Here is an 18,871-nt window from a genome sequence, read left to right as displayed (position 1 = left end):
CGCGGAGCGGGAGCGCAACCCCGTGCGCAGCACGGGGGTTCGCTTCTTCGGGCGCAGCCCGAAGGGACCCGCTCCGCGTGAGCGCTGGCGGGTGGCTGCGCCACCCGCTCAACCCGATCGCTGCGCGATCGGGTTGATGGTCCGTCCGCTGCGCTCCCGGACCGGCGGGACTCCGTCCCGCTCTGGCCTGCGCTTCGCTCTGGCCAGGGTCGGCGGGTCCGCTGCGCTCCCCCGCCTGACGGTCCTTCCGGCTCCGCCTCCAGGACCGTTGGGCCCGCTGACGCGGGCCAGGCTGGCTACGAGGATGGGGGTCACTCGGTCGGGTTGGATTCCGGTCAGCGCTGCATCAGGTTGATGCAGCATGTACCGTTGGCAGAAAGGGGGGACAGCCCCAACCCTCTTGGCTGGGGAATGATCACGGCAGCGGGAAAAGGAAGATGCTGTATGTGGAGCGCTCAGGACGTGGCCCGGGATCAGGTCCGGCGCCAGGCACATGGCCTCGGTATCGCTGCCGTGGCGGACAAGGTGGCAGAGGCCGCTGTCCGCGAGCGGGAGACCGTGGAGCAGCTGCGGCGGGGTGGTTCCTCCTCGGGGTTCGGGATGGATCCGGAGCGGCTGGCTGCCGTCTGGGCTGCCAAACACGTGGAGTGGCAGCGCGTCAGGGACGTGATGGCATAGGCCGGTTGGGACGCGTACCAGCCGGAGCGGGACGCTCGGGCTCGGAATGGGCCCGGGAACGGGAGGCACGGCGGGACAAGGCTCTGGCGGCGAGGGCCGCTCATGAGGAACGGCGGCGGGAGGAGGCGGACGAGGTGCGGGCGCAGCTGTGGCTGGCCACCGGGCCGAGCCAGCTGGTGCGCGTGGCCGCGGCCCGGGCGGGGCTGCGGCCGGCCGACGTCCTGGCACAGCTCGCCGAACGGGTCGTCGTGGATGAGGACGGTACGGTATCGGTTCCGCCGTTTATGCCGTCCCGGTGATTCCCGAAACAGTGCTTAAATAGGTTTAGGGGAGGACAGTGGAAATGCGGCATATTCAGCTTCGGGAACACCAGGTCGACCAGAAATCGGCCTTTCGTAAATGGGTCGGATTTCTTGCAAGATCGTCTGTGCCTCCGGGAGGGGCGCGGGCCATGATCGTGTCCGCGACCGGATCCGGCAAGACGATCACTGCGGCCGCGTGCGCGCTGGAGTGCTTCCCCAGCGGGCGGATCCTCGTCACCGTCCCAACTCTGGACCTGCTCGTGCAGACCGCCCAGGCCTGGCGGGCGGTGGGCCACCGCTCCCCCATGGTCGCGGTGTGCTCGCTGGAGAACGACCCCGTGCTGAACGAGCTGGGCGTGCGCACCACCACCAACCCGATCCAGCTCGCGCTGTGGGCCGGGTCGGGGCCTGTGGTCGTGCTCGCCACGTACGCCTCCCTGGTGGACCGCGAGGACCCGGAGGACCCGACGGGCCGACGGAAGGTTCGCGGGCCGCTGGAAGCCGCGCTGGCGGGCGGGGAGCGGCTCTACGGCCAGCAGATGGCCCCGTTCGACCTCGCGATCGTGGACGAGGCCCACGGAACCGCCGGTGATCTTGGCCGGCCGTGGGCCGCCATCCACGACAACAGCCGCATCCCCGCCGACTACCGCCTCTACCTCACCGCCACCCCACGCATCCTCGCCTCCCCCCGCCCCCAGCGCGGCCCAGACGGCCAGGAGCTGGAACTCGCGTCGATGGGCCAGGACTCCGCCACCTACGGCGCGTGGATCGCGGAGCTCGGGCTCTCGGAGGCGATCGAACGGAGCATCCTCGCGGGGTTCGAGATCGACGTGCTGGAGATCCGCGACCCCTCCCCGGTCTTCGGCGAGTCGGAGGAGGCGCAGCGGGGCCGGCGCATGGCGCTCCTGCAGACGGCGCTCCTGGAGCACGCCGCAAGGTGGAACCTGCGCACCGTGATGACGTTCCACCAGCGGGTAGAGGAGGCCGCAGCGTTCGCGGAGAAGCTGCCGGAGACGGCCGCCCGGCTGTACGCCAACGACGTCTCCGACGAGGACCTGGCGCAGGCGGAGAAGCTGCCGAAGTCGTCGATCGACGCGGAGTTCTACGAGCTGGAGGCCGGCCGCCACGTACCCCCGGACCGAGTGTGGTCCGCGTGGCTGTGCGGCGACCACCTCGTCACCGAGCGGCGCGAGACGCTGCGGCAGTTCGCGAACGGCATCGACGCGGCCGGGCGCCGGGTGCACCGCGCCTTCCTCGCCAGCTGCCGCGTCCTCGGCGAAGGCGTCGACATCACCGGCGAACGGGGAGTCGAAGCCGTCTGCTTCGCCGACACCCGCGGCTCACAAGTCGAGATCGTCCAGAACATCGGCCGGGCGCTCCGCCTCAACCGCGACGGCTCCACCAAGGTCGCCAGGATCATCGTGCCAGTGTTCCTGGAGCCGAACGAGGACCCGACCGACATGGTCGCCTCCGCCAGCTTCAAGCCGCTCGTGGCCGTGCTCCAGGGCCTGCGCAGCCACGATGAGCGCCTGGTCGAGCAGCTCGCCTCCCGCGCCCTCACCAGCGGCAAGCGCAAAGTCCACGTCCGGCGTGACGAGGACGGGCGGATCGTCGGGGCCGGCGGCGGGGGCGACGGTGATGACCAGGAGCAGGCCGACACCGACGCCGCGGCCGAGTCCGCGCTGCTGCACTTCTCCAGCCCGCGCGACGCCGCCACCATCGCGGCCTTCCTCCGCACCCGCGTCTACCGGCCCGAATCCCTCGTCTGGCTCGAGGGCTACCAAGCCCTACTCCGCTGGCGCAGGGAGAACCACATCACCGGCCTCCACGCCGTCCCATACGACACCGAAGTCGAAGTCGGCGTCACCAAGAACTTCCCCCTCGGGCGATGGGTCCACCAACAGCGCAAGGCGCTACGGACCGGCGAACTCGACCCCCACCGCAAAGAGCTGCTCGACGCACCCGAGGCCGGGATGGTCTGGGAACCCGGCGAAGAAGCCTGGGAGAACAAGCTCGCCGCGCTGCGGTCCTACCGGCGGGCCACGGGGCACCTCGCTCCGCGTCAGGACGCGGTGTGGGGCGAGGGCGAGGCAATGGTGCCGGTGGGCCAGCACATGGCCAACCTCCGCCGGAAGGGCGGCCTCGGGAAGGACCCGGAGCGGGCGGCGGAGCGCGCGAAGCAGCTGGCTGCGGTCGACCCGGACTGGGACTGCCCGTGGCCGCTGGACTGGCAGCGGCACTACCGCGTCCTTGCGGACCTGGTCGACGCCGACGGCGTCCTGCCGGCCATCGAACCCGGGGTGCTATTCGAGGGCGATGACCTGGGCAAGTGGCTCCAGCGGCAGAAGAATCCGGGCACCTGGGCGCAGCTGTCGAGTGATCAGCAGGAGCGGCTGTCCGCGTTGGGCGTGCAGCCCGCTGAGGCCCCGTCTGCCGCCCCGGCGGCCACCCGTGCGACGAAGGGTCCGAGCAAGGCGCAGCAGGCGTTCCAGCGCGGCCTGGTAGCCCTCGCGCAGTGGATGGAACGAGAAGGCGCCCACCGGCCGGTACCGAGGGGCCACAGCGAAGAAATCACGGTCGACGGCGAGGCAGACCCGGTGATCGTGAAGCTGGGCGTGTGGGTATCGAACACCAAATCGAGGCGGGACCGGCTTGCCACGGAGCAGCTGGAGGCGCTGCGAGAGCTGGGCGTGGAGTGGGCGTAGACGGCGGAGGTCTCCCGTGGCACCTCTGACAGGGGTCCCGTTGCCAGAGGTGCCATGGACACTGGTCGCGAGCCTCAGCGTGAGCGCGCGGAGCTTCCTGGCGCAGGCGCGTGGGTGGGCAACTTCAAGCGGACCGATCCCCGCCAGCAGCGAGTGTCACGGCGCAGCGCAGCGTTACGGAAGTCCGCTATGAGCGGCGCGGGAAGGTAACCCGGACCTCCGCCAGGACGCCGGTCACCGGGTCACGGCGCACCGGGACGTACAGGCCCCAGTCGGCGGCGTCACCGCCGAGTCTCTGTCCTATGGGGCGTCGGTGGTCTCCAGCGCGCCCGGAGCGTGCCCCAATCCCCGGCCGCGTGCGGCACCGTAGCCACTTCAATACGGGCCCAGGGGCCTACAAGGAGGCTCCGGACAGCGAGCTCTTGAACGGCTGCGGGCAAGGAAACCTGTTGTGGCGGCTCCCGCCAGCGTGAGTCGTTTTACGCGACCTAGCATGATCACTGCGGCGGGTTGACCGGCGCTCCCATGAATGACGTGCGCAGGTATTCGTGTACAGCGGCTTCGGGAATGCGAAAGGACCGGTTGGAGGGGCCGGAGCGGATGGACGGCAGGTGTCCGCTCTGCACCAAGCGGTAGATCGTCATTTTCGACACCCGCATGATCGAAGCGGTCTCAGCGACAGTGAGGAGGACAGGCGCGGCCTGTGCTGCCAGGCGCGTGGCGACGACCGTGAGAGCCGCTCGTAGTTTCTGCGACGTAGCGGCGTCGAGTCCGTCCAAGGGCAAGAGGCTGAGGGCTTCCATAGCCTCGGGCAGGTCGTCGATCGCTTCAGTCCCTTCCTGGGCATGAAGGCGGGCCATGGCGTCACGCAGCCTGCGCAGGCCGGTGTCGTCGCTGGTCAAGGAGTCGAGCGCGGTGAGGACCTCAGTGACGTCCTGCTCCGATACTGGGTTGGCTTTGTGGACGATGGTGTTGCGCAGATGGGTGATGGCGCGGATGGCTTGGGCGGTGCTCTGCGGGGTCCGCTCCCGGAGGCGTCGTGCCGCGTCAGTGCCTAGCGATGACGCGTTGAGCAGTGCGGTGAATTCGTCGTCGCGGCTAGTCATCACGGTCCTCCTTCCTCTTCTGCTTGGCTTTGGTTCTCCAGCGGTAGAGCGAGCCTTCGACGGCTCGGACAGTCGTGGCGTCGACCAGCTCGCGGATTTCGTCTTGCGAGTAGCCGTCCAGGGTCAGCGCGACGATGGCTTGGACGCGTGGGTCGGTGATCTCTCCCAGTTCGTCCAGGACGCTCAGATTGCCCAGGACCTCCTGGGCAACGCTGAGTGTGCTGACGGGTGGGCTGTAGAGCTCCTTCTCCCGGCGCAGGGCGCGGTGCTGGCGGGCCTCGCTGGCCCTGTGACGGCGGAACTCGTTGGGGAAGTCGTAGGCGCACGCCCCCATGAAGTAGGTGGTGATGCTTGCTCCGCCTTCGGGGGTCCATCCCTTGTCGACCAGGGCCTGCTGCCGGAAGCGCGGCAGGGCTCGGGCGATGGTCATGGTGGCCAGTTCCTCGCGCAGGTCGCTGTCGGTGGCAAGGTCCTCCAGATCGAGTTCGTGGGGGTTGAGATTGAAGCCGCGCTGGGCGACCAGGTCGAAGATGTAGCCGGAATGCATCCAGCCGCGCAGGACAGAGATCCCGTAGCGGACGAGTTCTTCCACGAACAGGTCGTAGCGCGGGCCGGTGAAGCCGTCCTGTTCGAGCAGGGCCACCAGGCGTCCGTCGGCCAGCCGGCGGTCGATGTTCTCTTGCAGCCGCCGGGCGGTTTTGGCCTGGCGGCCGTTCATGGCACGCACGTCCTGGGGGGTGACCGGGGCACCGAGCAGCCGCTGCGCGTCGTGCGGGCCGTCGTTAGGTTGTAGGTTGCGGGCGCGCGCGGCCGCGACCTCCTCACCCGCGCCGTCGCCCTGCATGCCCTCCCCTTCCGGTTGTCGTCTCCGCCCCCTTTAGCTGTGCAAGGGGACGGCTCGCCACCAACCGCGCCAGCCCACTCGCAAGCTCCCGGGCCGCCGCGGCCGGCGCCGAGACGACCCCTTGTAAGTGCGCCCTCCACGGCCACCCCACGGACTTTTCCAAGATTCTTTTGCGGCCCTCGGAGCCGGGAAATCAGGCCGTGGGGTGGGGCTCGGACGGGCACTTACGAGCGGACGTCACATCATCAACCATTGGGGAGAAATAGTGAGTTCGCCCGTGCCGACGCCGCAAGGGCCGGCCCCGTTCCTGACGATCCACACGGCCGTCGTCCTTCTGATCGCGGTCGTCATCGGCCTGGTCGCCGGAGGGCTCACCTTCCTCAGCGGCGGTGCCGTGGCCGCTGCTGTTCTGGCTGGTCTGACCGCAGCCGGTCTCAGCGTCCCGGTGCTCCGCTCACTCATCGGCTGAGGCCCGGCCACGGTCTTCATGGATCTTTCGAAGGAGGCACCGGATCAGCTCCCCGCCGGGCTTCAGGACAGGACGCTGCTCCTCGAGGTCTTCCGCCTCATCGGGGGATGATCAGATCGGTGAGCTGCCCCACCGTTGGCATCCGCCCACGGTTGACGACGACCGCGACAAAGATGACCACGACCGGCAGCAGAGGGATGAGAGCCGCGTCGGGCAAGCCGAGGAACGCTGCACCAGCCATCACCAGGACGACCGTGAGCCCCACCACGACCCCCCGCAGACGCTCTCTCGGCACAGCCGGAGTCACGCCTGCGAGGTGGTCTGCGTCGAGAAGGTCGTCGATACGGCCCTCGGCGTAGCGTTCGGCGATGGTCAGGAGCATCACGGTGAGATCCTCCAGAGCAGGGCCCGGCTTGGAGTCCTGTCGTGCTTCGGCTTGTCGCAGCGCGCCCACCACCAGGGCGGCATGGGCTTTGAACTGCCGTTCGTTGTGTCGTCTGGCTCTGGCGCGGCGGGTGCGGTGGGCCCTCCAGATGACGCGCTCGACCGGCTGCACGGAGACGCGCGGGATCTGGCAGTCCGGCTGGGTTTCCTCCCAGCGCCGCAGAACCGCGGCGCACTGGGCAGCGACCGTCAGCAGGGCCACGACCGGCCAGCAGCGTCGGTCCTCCATGCGGGCACTGTCCCCGTCCGCGGACCCGGTGAGGCCCTCCAGGTCGTAGGCGGAAAGCGTTGCACCTCTGCCCGAGCTGGTCAGGTTCATGCGCTTGATGAGCCGCACTTCAGCGGTCAGAACCAAGGCCCAGAACAAAACTGCCGACACTCGGCCGACTGCAGAGGAACCCCCAGTAAAGACCGCCATCGGCATGGCCACGAAACTGCTGAGCAACCCCTGCACCACACCAGAATGCGGACCCGGCTCAGCGCTTAACCGCAGATTCTCCCAGTCGGCCATGTCGTCGATATGCGCCACAATGTACAGCAGCAGCGCAAACCGGACGACCTTGAACAGCCCGGCCAGAGGCCGGGCACGCCACCACCGCACGACGTACCCAGGCGCCAACCCATGGCCGCCAACACGATCTTGTATACGCGGCGGCACCAGCAGCATCTGCGTCAGAAGCGGAGCAGCTCGACGCACCCCCGAGTCGGCACGCCATCGCTCGAAGCGCTCCAAAGACTCCAATCCCCAGCGCTGAACTGGCCCAGGAAAGAGGAACAGAGCCATTGCGACCAAGGCAAACCACGGAGTGATCGCGAAGAGGAGACCGAGCAGCACCTTGGCAGTCTCACGCATCCCACCGCCAACAACCCTCGAAAAGTGAGGAATCGACGACGACGCATCGCAGCGGACGTACAACGCGCCGCACCAGTGACGGAATTGGTGTGGCCTTGTCCGGCACGACGCCCCTCTCCGACTCCGCCTGGCCGCCCCGGCCCCTCAGGATCACACGGCCTCCGGAGGGGCAGCCCCGCCGCTCCGCGGTGGTGTCGCCTCCTGATGGGTGCGGCATCCGGACAGTCCAGGCCTCCATCCGGCGGGACTTTTCGGCCTCATACCTTGATGGGACTCGGTATCGAAGGACAGCACCGGGGTGCCGGCGACGTCCGTCCTGACGCGCGCCGCCGGCTTGTCACCGGTTCCCCCAAGGGGCTCGTAGCTGCGTCATCCGGCGCTGTCTCGAGAATGCAGAAACTGGCAGGCAGGGGCGGGCGATGCGGGAGAACTGACACTACCGACTGTGGGGCGCCAGCCGTGCGGGCTGGTCGCTTGGGGGGGCGGACGTGGGACAGATCGAGCAGGGACTGGAGCGCGCGTTGCGCACCCGCTCCGTTCCTTCAAGCACCGAGGCCCGCCTGCGGTTTTTGCTGGCAGCGCACCGTGGTTCCACCCGCAGGGTGGCCACCGTGCTGGGGGTGTCGCAGCGCACCGTGCAGCGGTGGGTGACGAAGAAACCAGGAGCGCGTCGTCCTCCAGGCCCGACGCAGATCCGGTCGATCGAGGAAGCAGTCCTGGCTCGGTGGCAGCCCCGGGTACGGGCACGCCTGCGTGCCCAGGCCGAGGCGGAGGGGTTCGTCTTCCATACCCGGGCGCGATTCGGGTTCGCTGCTGCGGCCGGCTCCTCGGACGACCCGCGGGTGCGATGGATCACCCAGGACCTGCCGGGAGAGGTAGCGCGGGAGCTGTTCGCCGCCCGGGACGCCGACGCAGGCGAGCAGCAGCAGACGGCGATCCTCGCCCGCGCGCTGGGGCACGCCTACTTCCGTGACGGGGGCCGCCGGGCCCACGGTTTGCACATCGCCTTCAGCGACGTCGAGTTCGCCGACTTCTCCATCGGCTGAGCCTGGCCCGTCGCGCGTAACCACGTCAGGGTGGTCAGCGTCGCGACGGCCTGGCTCGGTCGGCCGGAATCGCTTCGTACCTCTCGGCCTCCTGCCTCTCGCGCCAGTCCCACTCCACACGGCGGGCCGGGCCTTTGCGGCGGGCCGCGGGTGGCTGGGGCGGGCGCAGTCTGGCCGTCTCCGCCACACGCAGCAGGTGCCCACGGTCACCTGGCGCGACGAGCAGTTCCTCATCCTCGCCGGATGCGAGCCGGGTGAAGCAGGCTGCGGCCCGCAGGAAGACGCTGGCCCAGGGTGGTACGGGGTGGGCGGCGCAGCCGTCGGTGTAGCGGGCGCGGTCGTGCAGGGCGAGCATGGCCACGGCGTCGTCGTAGTCGCGGGGGCAGGCGGTGGCGAGTTGCTGGAGGGAGGCGCCAGTGAACAGTGCGGCGGCGACAGCTGCGGCCAGGCGAGGGTGGGCGGTCGCCGCGTGCAGCCGGTGGGTGACCTTCTGGGCGGTGTGCGCGGTGAGAGGCGGGGGCGGTGGGCGGTGCCGCCAGGCGATCGGCGGTGGCGTGCACGGGTCGGCGCAGGGGCGGGGGCTGTCGTAGGAGACGAGGCGTTCCAGTGCGGGCAGGGTGAGCCACCGGCTAGCCGGCGCGGCGGGCTCGTCTGCGGGCGGGGGTTCGGCGGTAGGCGTGCCGTAGTAGTGGCGGCGGGCAGCCTCGAAGTCGGCGGTGACGGAGTAGTCGGCCGTCCGCAGGGCCTGGTGCAGAGCGGCGGGAAGGTGAGGGCGGTGGCAGACCAGGGTCAGGTGGATACCGGTGAGGGCCTGTAGCTGCAGGAGGCGCATCGTGCGGCGGGCGGTGAGGCGGTGAGCGCGCAGGACGGTCAGCCGGGTGACGGGCAGGGCGGTCATCCAGGCGGCAGCGGCTTCCCAGGCGGGCTGGCGGCCGCCGGGAAAGCGGCCCGGGAGCAGGGGCGGTTTGCCCAGGGCGACGAGAAGGTCGTGGGCGAGGCCGGTTTCGCTGGTGGTGCCCGGGCCGGGGTGCAGGGTGATCCGGCCGGACGGCGGATGGTGGGCGGCCAGAGCGGTGTGCGTGTGCAGCACGTCGTCGTGACGGTCGAGAACCACGGTGACGGACTGCAGCGGCGGGGCGGGAGGCATGGACGGTGTGGTCAGGCGAGGCGGCTGAAGGCCCAGCGCAGCAGCTCCTGGACGACGCGGGCACGTCCCGTACGGGCCAGGGCGGTGCGGGTGTGGGCGGTCAGCTGGGCCCAGGCGCGGAAGTTGCCGTGTGCGGCGTGCTGGTCGGCGAAGGCGATGTCGTCGGGGTCGGCGTCGGCCCAGACCGGGTGGAACAGCGGGATCACCTCGAGGACCTCGCCGGGGGTCAGGCGGGTGAACTGCTGCCAGATGAAGACACGGCAGGACAGCATCGGTTCGCGGCGCAGCACGGTGTGGCAGCCCGCGCCGCCGACGAAAATGATGGCGAGCTGGGTTGAGGGTTCGTCCCAGAGGTAGCGGAAGTATTCGAAGGCTTCGCCGTTGAGCCATTGGGCCTCGTCGACGAGGAAGGTGCGGGGGCGTTCGGCCAGGGCGGTCTTCAGCAGACGGTCGAACTCGCTGGGGTGGCGCGGTGGTTCACCGGCCAGGTCGAGGGCGGTGTCACGTCGGACACTCCCGGACGGGCCGCCGTGGTCGGGGTCGCGCCGGCACGCCGGGCCTGTGGTCGCCCCCACCACGGCGGTGCGGGCCCGGTCCTGCGTCACCGCGCTGAGCGCCGTGGTGCAGCGCCAGGCCGGTTGCCGGCAGGCGGTCCGGCTGGCTGGGGCGCGGGCGAGCTGCGGCAGCTGCGCTGCGGTGGCCTGAAGCGGAGGCAGACTCGGAGCGAGTCCAGAACTGATCGGTACAGCAGGATGCCGCTTCTGTGCTGCACCGATGCTCACCAATACGTGGGTGGGGCAGGCTACCGGCGACCGAGGCTTCGGGGGCTAACCGGGCCATCTGCCGGTCGGTGTCCACGCCGCCGTCACAGAGCTGGGGGCGCAAAGCCATACCGCCCCTCGGTGAGGGGCTGGCAGAAGTACAAGACGCGCGAGACGACGGAGGCGGTGGTCGGCGCGGTATCGGGTCCTCTGGCGGCGCCCCGGACGCTGCTGCTGGGCCGGTACGACCCGGAGGGGCGCTTCAGTACGTCGGCCGCACCACCACCCTCGCCACGACGGCCGGCACGACGGTCGCGAGGATGCTCCACCGGGCCCGGCGCGGGCATCCGTGGACAGGCTGGTCGTTCTCCGCCGGATGGGGCAGCCGGGAGCAGCTGGACGTCACGCTGGTGGAGCCCGAGCTGGTGGTGGAAGTCTGCGTCGACGTCGCCCGCGACGCCTCCGGCCGCTGGCGGCACGCCGCACGCTGGCACCGAGCGCGCCCCGACCTGTCCCCCACCGACGCCCCCTGTCGGCGTACTCGCGAAAGTGCTCAGGTAAGTACGGCTAAATGTGCTCAGCCGGATGTTCGCCTGTGGGCTCGTCAGAAGGTGGCGTGCGACGATCGTGCGATGGAGAGTCCCGGTCCTTCGTTCCGTCGGTGCCTGCTGATGGAGTCGCTCGCAGTGTTGGCGGCTGATGCCCAGACCCAGGTGACCTGGTTGGCCAGGCATGCGGTGATGACAGACGAGATCGCCCTGGACTTCGAGCACGCCTTCCGCATGGCCGAGGCCCTGGTGGCCGATGGACAGCTCGCCCGCGGAGTCTTGGCTGACCTGCAGGAGATCGACGTGATCCTCAGCAGGATGAGCGGTGACGAGAACGCTGATCGCTGGACAAGGAATGCACTGTGCACCGACGAGGGTTGGGCTCTGGCCCGGCTGCTGGCCCGCCGGGTTCTCGTCGCGGAACTAGGTGAATGGCAGCAGCCTCTTCCGGAGATCTCTGTCATCCGGTGACGGGCTCCGCTGTTCTGGCTGGTCAGGCCACCTGGGTGTCTTGCTCGATGGCGGCAAGCCGGTTCTTGAGTCGGTAGCTGGGGCCGTTGATCGAGATCACGTCGCAGTGGTGAAGGAGCCGGTCGAGGATCGCGGTGGCCAGTACTTCGTCGCCGAAGACCTGACCCCAGTCTTGTTCGAGGTCAGGATGATCGAGCCCTTTTCGTAGCGCTTGGAGATCACCTGGAAGACGAGGTTGGCCTCCGCTCGTTCCAGAGGCTGGTAGCCGACCTCGTCCACCACCAGAACACTCGGGCGAAGGTAGGTGCCGAGTTTGCTGGTCAGGCGGCCCGCGGCTTCGGCGGCGGTGAGGTTGCGGACCATGTCGTCGAGGCTGGTGAAGTAGATCGAGTAGCCGGCCCGGCAGGCTGCGACGGCGAGGGCGACGGCGATGTGGGTCTTGCCGACTCCGGGCGGGCCGAGCAGGGCCGCGTTCGCCTTGGCTTCGACGAACGACAAGGTGGCCAGGTCCTTCACCTTGCGCGGGTCGAGGTCGGGCTGAAAGGAAAAGTCGTAGTCATCCAGCGTCTTGTGGTGCGGGAGCTTCGACAGTCGCAGGCCCTGGCGGAAGCGGCGGTCGTCGCGGACGGCCAGCTCCTCGGACAGCACCAGATCGAGGAAGTCGAGATAGCCCATCTTGGCCTCGTCGGCCCGCTGAGCGTATTGGTTCAGGGCCTCGGCCAGGTGTGGCAGGCCGAGCTTGCCGGCCGTGGTGCGGATGCGGGTGGAGACCAGCTCGCTCAAGACGATTCCTTATTCTTGGGGGCGGTGGTGAACGGTCGCGTGCCGGTCAGCTCGTCATAGACCGACAGCGGACGGCGGCCGACTGGGATGCTGGCGGCCGCGGCCCGGGTCAGCAGGGCCTGCAGCGGCCCGGCTTCCTCGCCCAGAGGTGCCTCGTGGCGGGGCAGCGGCATGATGTCGCCTGTGGTGACACGGCGGTTCCTGCCGTCGGGCAGACCGTCCCAGTGCTCTTCGTCGACGACCCGAACGCCTTTGCCGACCGCTCGCGGGTGGACGGCCAGCAATGTGGAGCCGTCGGCATCGGCATTGGTGGAGTGCAGCATGACCTGGGACTTCGTGGCCCGGACCTCGATCAGCTGGCGGGGACGGACCTTGCGGGCCGGCACCGAGTAGAGGTTTCCGGCGAAGGCGACGAGGCAGTCCTTGCCGACCGGCCGCAGGTGCCGCTGGGTGACGACATAGGGCGTCTCGGGCAGCGGCCGCAAGGCCATGTGGTCCCTGACGGCCCGCAGGCCGATGACCTCGCCGTGGGTGCGGTGGGTCCGGGCTCGCCGCATAGGCACCCAGGCCATGAACGCGGAGTCCATCTCCTCAAGGGAGGCGAAGGCCCGGCCGGCCAGGACGTGGTCCCGGACGATGTCGACCTGCCGCTCGACCCGGCCTTTGCCAGTGGGGCGATAGGCTGCCAGGACATCGATGTCGAAGTCGTAGTGCCCGGCGAACGCGACCGCTTCCGGATGCAGCGGAACGGCATCACCAGGGGCGACATGCCGACGGACCACCGTTTTGGTGCGGTCATAGACGATGGACATCGGAACCCCGCCGAAGTGGGCGAACGCCTGGCGGTGGCAGTCGAAGAAGGTGGCCATGTCCTGGCTGGTGGTGAAGCAGCAGAACGGGTCGCGCGAGTAGGACAAGACCATGTGGAACGAATAGACCTTCGGGATCCCGACGTGGGCGAGGATCTTGCCCTCGTCGCCCCAGTCGACTTGCGCCTGGGCTCCGGGAATGACCTCGAACCGGCGGTGCAGACCCGCCAGTTCATCGGGAGCGATGCCGAGTTCTTCCGCGATCCGGGGCCGGGCTTCCTGCACGTAGAGCTTCACGCGCTGGTAGTTGCCGGTGAAGCCGTACTCCTGGACCAGCCGTTCATGGATGACGGCACCCTTGATCGTGATTTCCGCCCGTAGCATCGCGTCGATCAGCGGGGCGACCTCGTCAACCACCCGCTTCCGTGGCCGACCGTTGGCCGCCCGCCGCGGCGGCGCCACCGGGGCTTGCCCGGACAGGTACTTTCGAACCGTCCGACGGTTCAGCCCGGTTTCCTTCGCGATCTCCGACAGGCTGATCGCGCCGGACTCATACAGACCGCGATACCGGCGAAGTTCCAACCACCGATGTGGGTCCAAAACCATGACCAGCCGCCCTCTGCCGCCCCAACAGATCAAGCAGCAGACTGCCCAGCAACGGCTCCCAGCACCTCACGAACTGAGCACGTTCATCCGTACGTGACTGGGCACGTTCACGTGTACGCCGACACCCCCCCGGCTGGTCGCCAGCGAGCTGACATGGGCCCGTCCGTCCCGCCCGTGGTGCGGTGACTTCGGGATCTGCCCCGCTGTGCGGCCTGGCGGCTGCCGACCGCACAGCGGGCACGTGGTCAGGACCGCCGGCGGAACCAGCCGCGGCCCCAGTCCGGCTCGGGGCCGTCCTGCGGCTCCGGCGGCGCGGCGGCCTCGAGGCGGGCGGCTTCCTCGCGGGCGACGTCGTCGGCGCGGCACGGGCCGCACACGGACTTGTCCCCGGCCCGTACAGCGGTCCGATGCACGGTGACCTCCTCCCAGCGCTCGTCCGTGAACTTCCGCCCGCACCGCTTGCACACCGGCCGCCGCGCCTCCCGCTCAGCGGCACGGCGCCGCTCGTCCTCCGCTTCGGCGCGGGCGTACTGGCGGCGGTAGAGGGCGTGGCCGTCGGGGTTGTCGAGCGCGTCCGTCAGCGTCTGCTGCCCGGTCCGTCCCAGCCGCCGCCACACCGCCGCACCGGCGCCGTGCTCCGTCAGCTGCTCCAGGGTGGTGACGACCACGGGCACCGCCTGGCGGTAATCCCGCGCGGTGACCGCCTTCGGGTAGAGGGTGTCGTACCGGCGCGGCGCCCAGTAGCGGCGGCCGACCTCCTCCAGCACGGCGACCGTGTTGTCGACCTTCGCCTCGGTGGTGTCCGCGAACACGAACGCCACCGGGACCAGGCCCTCCCGGCCGGTGGGCGGGTAGACCCGGCGCCACAGCCGCTTGTCGTGGTCGACGTGGTCGATCGCGTCCGGCCGCGAGCGGACCAAGTCCACGGTGTGCTTGTCCGCGTCCCGGGGCAGCAGGCGGCCCCACTCCCAGTACCGGCGCAGCTTGGCGACCAGGTCGTGCGCGTCCTCACTGCGGCGGTCGATCTCCAGCAACAGCACCGGCACCCCGGCCGCTGGCGCCCGCACCACCAGGTCCGCCCGCTGCACGTACCCGTCCGCGAGCCGGTGCGGCACCTCGGTGGCGAAGCCGAGCCGGTGCCCGATCCCGGCACGGTGCAGTTCGGCGGCCGTCGAGGTGACCGCCGCCGCGTGGTCGTCGTAGCTGGCACCGAGCAGCTCCCCGGTGACCGGGTCGTACTTCTCCTCACGCAGCGCCGAGACCCGTATGCCCTTCGGCTCCAGCAGCCGCTTCGCCTCGCCGTGTCCACGCTTCGTCAGCACCCACACCTGCCGCTGGTCCTCCCGGACCGTCTCGATCCTCACCAGGCGGTGGTCCTCCAGATCCAGGAGGTTGTCCCGCGTGAGCTTGTCGTGCTTATTGTCCGGACGGGTCAGCTTCCACAACTGGTCGGGCGTCGCCCTCTGGAAAATCCCCAGCGCCTGCAGGAGTTCCCGGCGCCTGGGCCCTGTCGAGTTCTTCCTGTGAGTAGGACGCCTCTGGACATGAGGGTTGTCGGACCTGCGACGACCCCCTGTCCGCCGCGCCTGACCTGCAAAAACGTCCGGCCCGCTGTGACGGTGCGCGGAGGGGGTGATGGAGGGGTCCACGGAGGGGGCCTCTCCGGTCCGGTCAAGGGGCTGCTCGGGCTCGTCCGCGGTGCTCGCCACAGGGCGCTCCTGAAAGGTGGGGCGGGCCGATCCCGCCATTCACCTTCTACAGGTGCGGAATTCGGGCTCCGTGTGACGCCGGCCTCGAAGAACCCCTCCACCGTGACCGCATCGTGATCAACCGGCGGAGGGGGAGAGTTCTCCCCCCTTCAGCGGCCGGACTCTGTCCACAGGCCCGCAGTTCGAGGGCTTCTTCGAGGCCGCCGCGATCAGCGAGGCGGCCCGACGATGAGGAGCACCCATGCCCGAGAACACGCCGCTCACCCCGATGACCCCCCACGCGGCCATCAGCGCCTTCAACTACCTCCGGGCCGTCCAGGCCGACGACATCGAAGCCGCCCGCGAGTTCGCCGGCGCCGAACCGCGGATGCCCGAGCTGCTCGTCGACGTCGCCGAACGCATCGTCGTCCCGGTCACCGCGCTGCCCGGCCCGGAGGCCGGCGAGCCGTGCGAGGACACCTTCGCCCCGGAGGCCCTCGGTCGGGTCTTCGTGACCTCGCTGCGGACCTGGGCGCAGGCCGGACCGGACACGGCGGAGGGCATAGCACGCGCCATCATCGACTTCGCTCAGCAGTTCCTCACCGAGGACCACGAGGACGTCGCCGACACCCTGCGCCAGCTGGAGGCCGTCGGCGTGGGCCAGGCCCTCGATGCGCACCCCGCACCGACCGGTGCGCACCCGGTGCGCCTCACTGTCGTGTAGTGCGGGCGCCGCGCGGTGGCGGTGCGCACCACTACCGCGCGGCGCGCGCACCACCGACCGCGCTGTCCATCGCGGTGCGCGCCATCGGTGCCGGCGCACCGCACAGGCGCGCCAAGGGCGGCGGGCTCCTATATCACACACCCCCTTGACCGCAGTCTGATCAGCGGCCGGAAGGCGCTGTGGCAAGGAGAAATGGACGGGTAGCAGAGGTGGACAAGCGGGCGCGCGTCCGGGTAGCAGACCTGGACAAGGGGTCACGCGCGAACCCCGCCGCACCTGGAGAAGGAAGTGCCGGTGCGCGCACCAATGCGGTGCGCGCACCGGGCGCGGCGGACATCACGGTGCGCACCTCGGTGCGGTCCATCGTCTCCGTCACTTTGTGTGGCTCAGCAAGATCAATCTCAGTGAGATTTGATGTCACTGGCTCGCGGGGAGAGGGGCGAGACGTGTTCGTCGCCAGCGAAGACGGTCGTGGGCCACGGCTGCTGCTGCCAGGGTGTGCTCATGAATACGACACCAGATGGACGGCCTATCCCACCTGCGCATGCTGACGAGCGCGCCATGCTGGCAGCGTGGCTGGACTTTCACCGTGCGACTCTCGCACTGAAGTGCTCGGGCCTCAAAGATGATCAATTACGGCTTGCTGCGGCGTCACCCTCGTCGATGACGCTGCTCGGTCTCGTGCAGCACATGGCTGAGGTGGAGCGCAACTGGTTTCAGCGCGTGTTCGCAGGTCAGGACGTGCCGCCGGTCTTCGGGGAAAACAACGCCGACGGCTTCGCCCTTCAGCCTGGACGAGGACTCGACGAGGCGATGGCCGCGTGGCAAGCGGAGGTCGCTCGAGGCCGTGAGCTGATCGCCGAAGCATCACTGAACGACTCAGGCCGCCTGTCCGAACAGGAAGCGGGTCACGTCGGTGATCAGGGAGTCTCCCTGCGCTGGATCATGGTGCACATGATCGAGGAATACGCACGTCACAACGGTCATGCCGACCTCATCCGCGAGCAGATCGACGGATCTACCGGCGCATAAGACGTGCTCGCGCGGTGGCAAGGACCGCGCCAGCACCCGGCATTCCCTCTCAGCCGGCGGCGGCCTGCTCGGCCAGGGCCTTGGTGTGGGCCGGGCGGTAGGACTCGGTGCCGGTCTGGATGATCGCGCCGTTGAAGGTAAGACGGTCGACGATCGCGGCGCAGAGCCGGGGGTCGGTGAAGGTCTTCGTCCAGCCGCTGAAGGACTCGTTGGAGGCGATCGCGACGCTGTTCTTCTCCTCGCGTTCGGTCAGGACCTGGAACAGCAGTTCAGCGCCCCGCCGGTCGAGTTCCATGTAGCCGAGTTCGTCGATGCAGAGCAGGTCAAGGCGGCCGTAGCGGGCGATCGTCTTCGACAGCTGCTTCTCGTCGGCGGCTTCGACCAGCTCGTTGACGAGCTTGGTGGCCAGCGCGTAGCGGACTCGGAAGCCCTGCATGGCGGCCTCTGTGCCCAGCGCGATCAGCAGGTGGGACTTGCCGGTGCCGGAGTCGCCGATCAGGCAGAGCGGCTCGCCTATTGACCCATTCGCAGGTCGCGAGGGTGTTGACGGTGGCCGGGTCGACGTTGGGGTTGGCGTCGAAGTCGAAGGCCCGCAGGCTCTTCTCCCGCGGGAAGGCCGCGGCGCGGATGCGGCGTTCGGACCGGCGCCGGGCCCGGTCGTCGCACTCGGCCATCAGCAGTTCGGCCAGGAATGCTCGGTAGGACATTTGCTCGCGGGCGGCGCCGTCGGCCTGTTCCTTGAACTGCTGGCGGATGGTGGGCAGCCGCAGCCGGCATGCCTGGTCGATGGAGGCGGTGGCGGCTTCTTCGGTCAGCCCGCGCTTGCGTGGACTCATGATCCTTCTTTCTCACCGGCCGTGCGGCCAGGCCGTTGCAGGAGCTGGTCGTAGTGGGCCACCGAGGGAAGCGGCCGGTTGTCGGGCGGGAGATGGGACAGCTTCCAGTCGGCGAGGAAGGTCACCGATGCGGTCGGCCCCTCGTCCTCCGTCGCCTGCCCTGTCCTGGGACGGGCCGGCAGGATCGGCTCACCGTCCGCGTCGGCGAGTTTGCGGGCTTCCAAAGCGACCGCGTCTGCGGTCAAGGCTCCGGCCCTGGTAGGCGGCAGCCAGACCGGCCACGACCTGCTCGTGGTCCATGTGTCGCGCCAGCAGCAGCACCTCGATCAGCGCGCGAGTGCCGGCCGCATCCCCGTGGGCGGCCTTCGCCGCCGCCCACCACTTGTCGTGGACGGGGGTGAAGCGGCCCGCGGAGCGGGCCTGCTCCAGCGCGGTCGACCCGGGAAAGGCGCCCGGTTTGCGCAGCAGGGCTTCCAGGTAGTGGTCCAGGACCAGACGGGAGCCATTGCGGCCGCCAAGGCGTTCATGCCGGGTGACCAGGGACAGCGGCCGGCCCCGTCCGTCGCAGGCCAGGTGGATCTTGCTGGTCAGCCCGCCGCGGGAGCGTCCGAGCCCACGCTCCTCGAGCCCCCTTTGGCAGCCGTGTGCTGAGGAGCCCGCACGATCGTGGAGTCCAGAGCGACCAGCCAGTCCACCTCCGCCCGGCCCTGGGCCGCGGCCAGGAGCCTGTCGAAGGTGCCGTCGGCGGCCCAGCGGGCGAACCGTCCGTGCACCGTCTGCCACGGGCCGAGCCGCTCCGGCAGATCCCTCCAGGGCACCCCGGTGCGGAACTTGAACACGATGCCCTCGAGGACCTGGCGGTGATCCCGCCACCGGCCACGGGCACGACCCGCAGGCGGCAACAGCGGCTCGATCACCGCCCACGCGGCGTCAGATATCTCCCCATCCCTCACAGCCAGCCCAACGATCAGATGATCGGAAAGAGACCCCCTAGCTCGCCAGCAACTCGCCGAGCAGCA

Annotated in this window: 15 protein-coding genes and 3 pseudogenes; 7 read left to right on the top strand and 11 right to left on the bottom strand. The window is 69.5% G+C overall.

All coding sequences use genetic code 11. The features are described 5' to 3' along the window. The first annotated feature begins 812 nt into the window (after nucleotides 1–812). Together AB0K92_RS29490 and AB0K92_RS29485 are read left to right on the top strand one after the other, a co-directional pair. Nucleotides 813–977: a hypothetical protein gene (locus AB0K92_RS29490; RefSeq protein ID WP_365927872.1), complete on the top strand. Its 165-nt coding sequence runs from the start codon at nucleotides 813–815 to the stop codon at nucleotides 975–977. 44 nt (nucleotides 978–1,021) lie between these two features. Continuing rightward, nucleotides 1,022–3,685: a Helicase associated domain protein gene (locus tag AB0K92_RS29485; protein ID WP_365927870.1), complete on the top strand. Its 2,664-nt coding sequence runs from the start codon at nucleotides 1,022–1,024 to the stop codon at nucleotides 3,683–3,685. A 497-nt stretch (nucleotides 3,686–4,182) separates the two neighbouring features. Here AB0K92_RS29485 and AB0K92_RS29480 read toward each other — a convergent pair whose 3' ends face one another. Beyond that, nucleotides 4,183–4,398, bottom strand: coding sequence for a helix-turn-helix domain-containing protein (locus AB0K92_RS29480; protein ID WP_365927876.1), 216 nt, complete (start codon nucleotides 4,396–4,398; stop codon nucleotides 4,183–4,185). Between the two features lie 385 nt (nucleotides 4,399–4,783). Beyond that, entirely contained in the window at nucleotides 4,784–5,635 is an 852-nt protein-coding gene (locus AB0K92_RS29475) for a hypothetical protein (protein WP_365927868.1), read from the bottom strand. Nucleotides 5,636–5,900: 265 nt separating this feature from the next. Between AB0K92_RS29475 and AB0K92_RS29470 the strand changes: the two genes are divergently transcribed. After that, nucleotides 5,901–6,104: a hypothetical protein gene (locus AB0K92_RS29470; RefSeq protein WP_365927866.1), complete on the top strand. Its 204-nt coding sequence runs from the start codon at nucleotides 5,901–5,903 to the stop codon at nucleotides 6,102–6,104. 97 nt (nucleotides 6,105–6,201) lie between these two features. Here AB0K92_RS29470 and AB0K92_RS29465 read toward each other — a convergent pair whose 3' ends face one another. Then, nucleotides 6,202–7,383, bottom strand: a complete 1,182-nt coding sequence (locus AB0K92_RS29465) for a hypothetical protein (RefSeq protein ID WP_365927864.1) — start codon at nucleotides 7,381–7,383, stop codon at nucleotides 6,202–6,204. Nucleotides 7,384–7,889: 506 nt separating this feature from the next. Here AB0K92_RS29465 and AB0K92_RS29460 point away from each other — a divergent pair. Beyond that, on the top strand, nucleotides 7,890–8,447 hold the full coding sequence (locus tag AB0K92_RS29460; RefSeq protein WP_365927862.1) for a helix-turn-helix domain-containing protein: 558 nt from the start codon (nucleotides 7,890–7,892) through the stop codon (nucleotides 8,445–8,447). A gap of 34 nt (nucleotides 8,448–8,481) precedes the next feature. Here AB0K92_RS29460 and AB0K92_RS29455 read toward each other — a convergent pair whose 3' ends face one another. Next, on the bottom strand, nucleotides 8,482–9,594 hold the full coding sequence (locus AB0K92_RS29455; protein WP_365927860.1) for a hypothetical protein: 1,113 nt from the start codon (nucleotides 9,592–9,594) through the stop codon (nucleotides 8,482–8,484). A gap of 11 nt (nucleotides 9,595–9,605) precedes the next feature. Further along, on the bottom strand, nucleotides 9,606–10,199 hold the full coding sequence (locus tag AB0K92_RS29450; RefSeq protein WP_365927858.1) for an ATP-binding protein: 594 nt from the start codon (nucleotides 10,197–10,199) through the stop codon (nucleotides 9,606–9,608). A 476-nt stretch (nucleotides 10,200–10,675) separates the two neighbouring features. On the opposite strand from AB0K92_RS29450, the gene AB0K92_RS29445 reads away from it, so the two are divergent. Beyond that, complete coding sequence (locus AB0K92_RS29445; RefSeq protein WP_365927856.1) at nucleotides 10,676–11,374, top strand: hypothetical protein; 699 nt, start codon at nucleotides 10,676–10,678, stop codon at nucleotides 11,372–11,374. A gap of 22 nt (nucleotides 11,375–11,396) precedes the next feature. On the opposite strand, the pseudogene istB (AB0K92_RS29440) reads toward AB0K92_RS29445, so the two are convergent. From istB (AB0K92_RS29440) to AB0K92_RS29430, 3 genes and pseudogenes are all read right to left on the bottom strand, one after another. Further along, nucleotides 11,397–12,157: pseudogene (istB, locus tag AB0K92_RS29440) on the bottom strand (IS21-like element helper ATPase IstB). Next, entirely contained in the window at nucleotides 12,154–13,572 is a 1,419-nt protein-coding gene (istA, locus tag AB0K92_RS29435; RefSeq protein ID WP_365927854.1) for an IS21 family transposase, read from the bottom strand. The pseudogene istB (AB0K92_RS29440) and the gene istA overlap by 4 nt, the downstream one beginning before the upstream one ends. A 245-nt stretch (nucleotides 13,573–13,817) precedes the next feature. Beyond that, the gene (locus tag AB0K92_RS29430; protein WP_365927852.1) at nucleotides 13,818–15,017 is read right to left on the bottom strand and encodes a hypothetical protein; all 1,200 of its coding nucleotides are present in this window, start codon (nucleotides 15,015–15,017) and stop codon (nucleotides 13,818–13,820) included. A 505-nt stretch (nucleotides 15,018–15,522) separates the two neighbouring features. Here AB0K92_RS29430 and AB0K92_RS29425 point away from each other — a divergent pair. Then, on the top strand, nucleotides 15,523–15,984 hold the full coding sequence (locus tag AB0K92_RS29425) for a hypothetical protein (protein WP_365927850.1): 462 nt from the start codon (nucleotides 15,523–15,525) through the stop codon (nucleotides 15,982–15,984). Between the two features lie 504 nt (nucleotides 15,985–16,488). After that, entirely contained in the window at nucleotides 16,489–17,016 is a 528-nt protein-coding gene (locus tag AB0K92_RS29420) for a DinB family protein (protein WP_365927848.1), read from the top strand. A 49-nt stretch (nucleotides 17,017–17,065) separates the two neighbouring features. On the opposite strand, the pseudogene istB (AB0K92_RS29415) reads toward AB0K92_RS29420, so the two are convergent. From istB (AB0K92_RS29415) to AB0K92_RS29405, 3 genes and pseudogenes are all read right to left on the bottom strand, one after another. Further along, nucleotides 17,066–17,855, bottom strand: a pseudogene (gene istB / locus AB0K92_RS29415) (IS21-like element helper ATPase IstB). Then, nucleotides 17,849–18,097, bottom strand: coding sequence for a hypothetical protein (locus AB0K92_RS29410; RefSeq protein WP_365927880.1), 249 nt, complete (start codon nucleotides 18,095–18,097; stop codon nucleotides 17,849–17,851). The pseudogene istB (AB0K92_RS29415) and the gene AB0K92_RS29410 overlap by 7 nt, the downstream one beginning before the upstream one ends. Before the next feature lie 289 nt (nucleotides 18,098–18,386). Beyond that, nucleotides 18,387–18,805 (bottom strand): annotated as a pseudogene (locus tag AB0K92_RS29405) (IS5 family transposase); the annotation flags it as partial. Between the last annotated feature and the right edge of the window lie 66 nt (nucleotides 18,806–18,871).

The sequence above is a fragment of the Streptomyces sp. NPDC052687 genome (assembly GCF_040678395.1).
In the GTDB taxonomy this organism is placed as follows: Bacteria; Actinomycetota; Actinomycetes; order Streptomycetales; family Streptomycetaceae; genus Streptomyces.
This window is presented reverse-complemented; position numbering and strand designations above follow the sequence as displayed.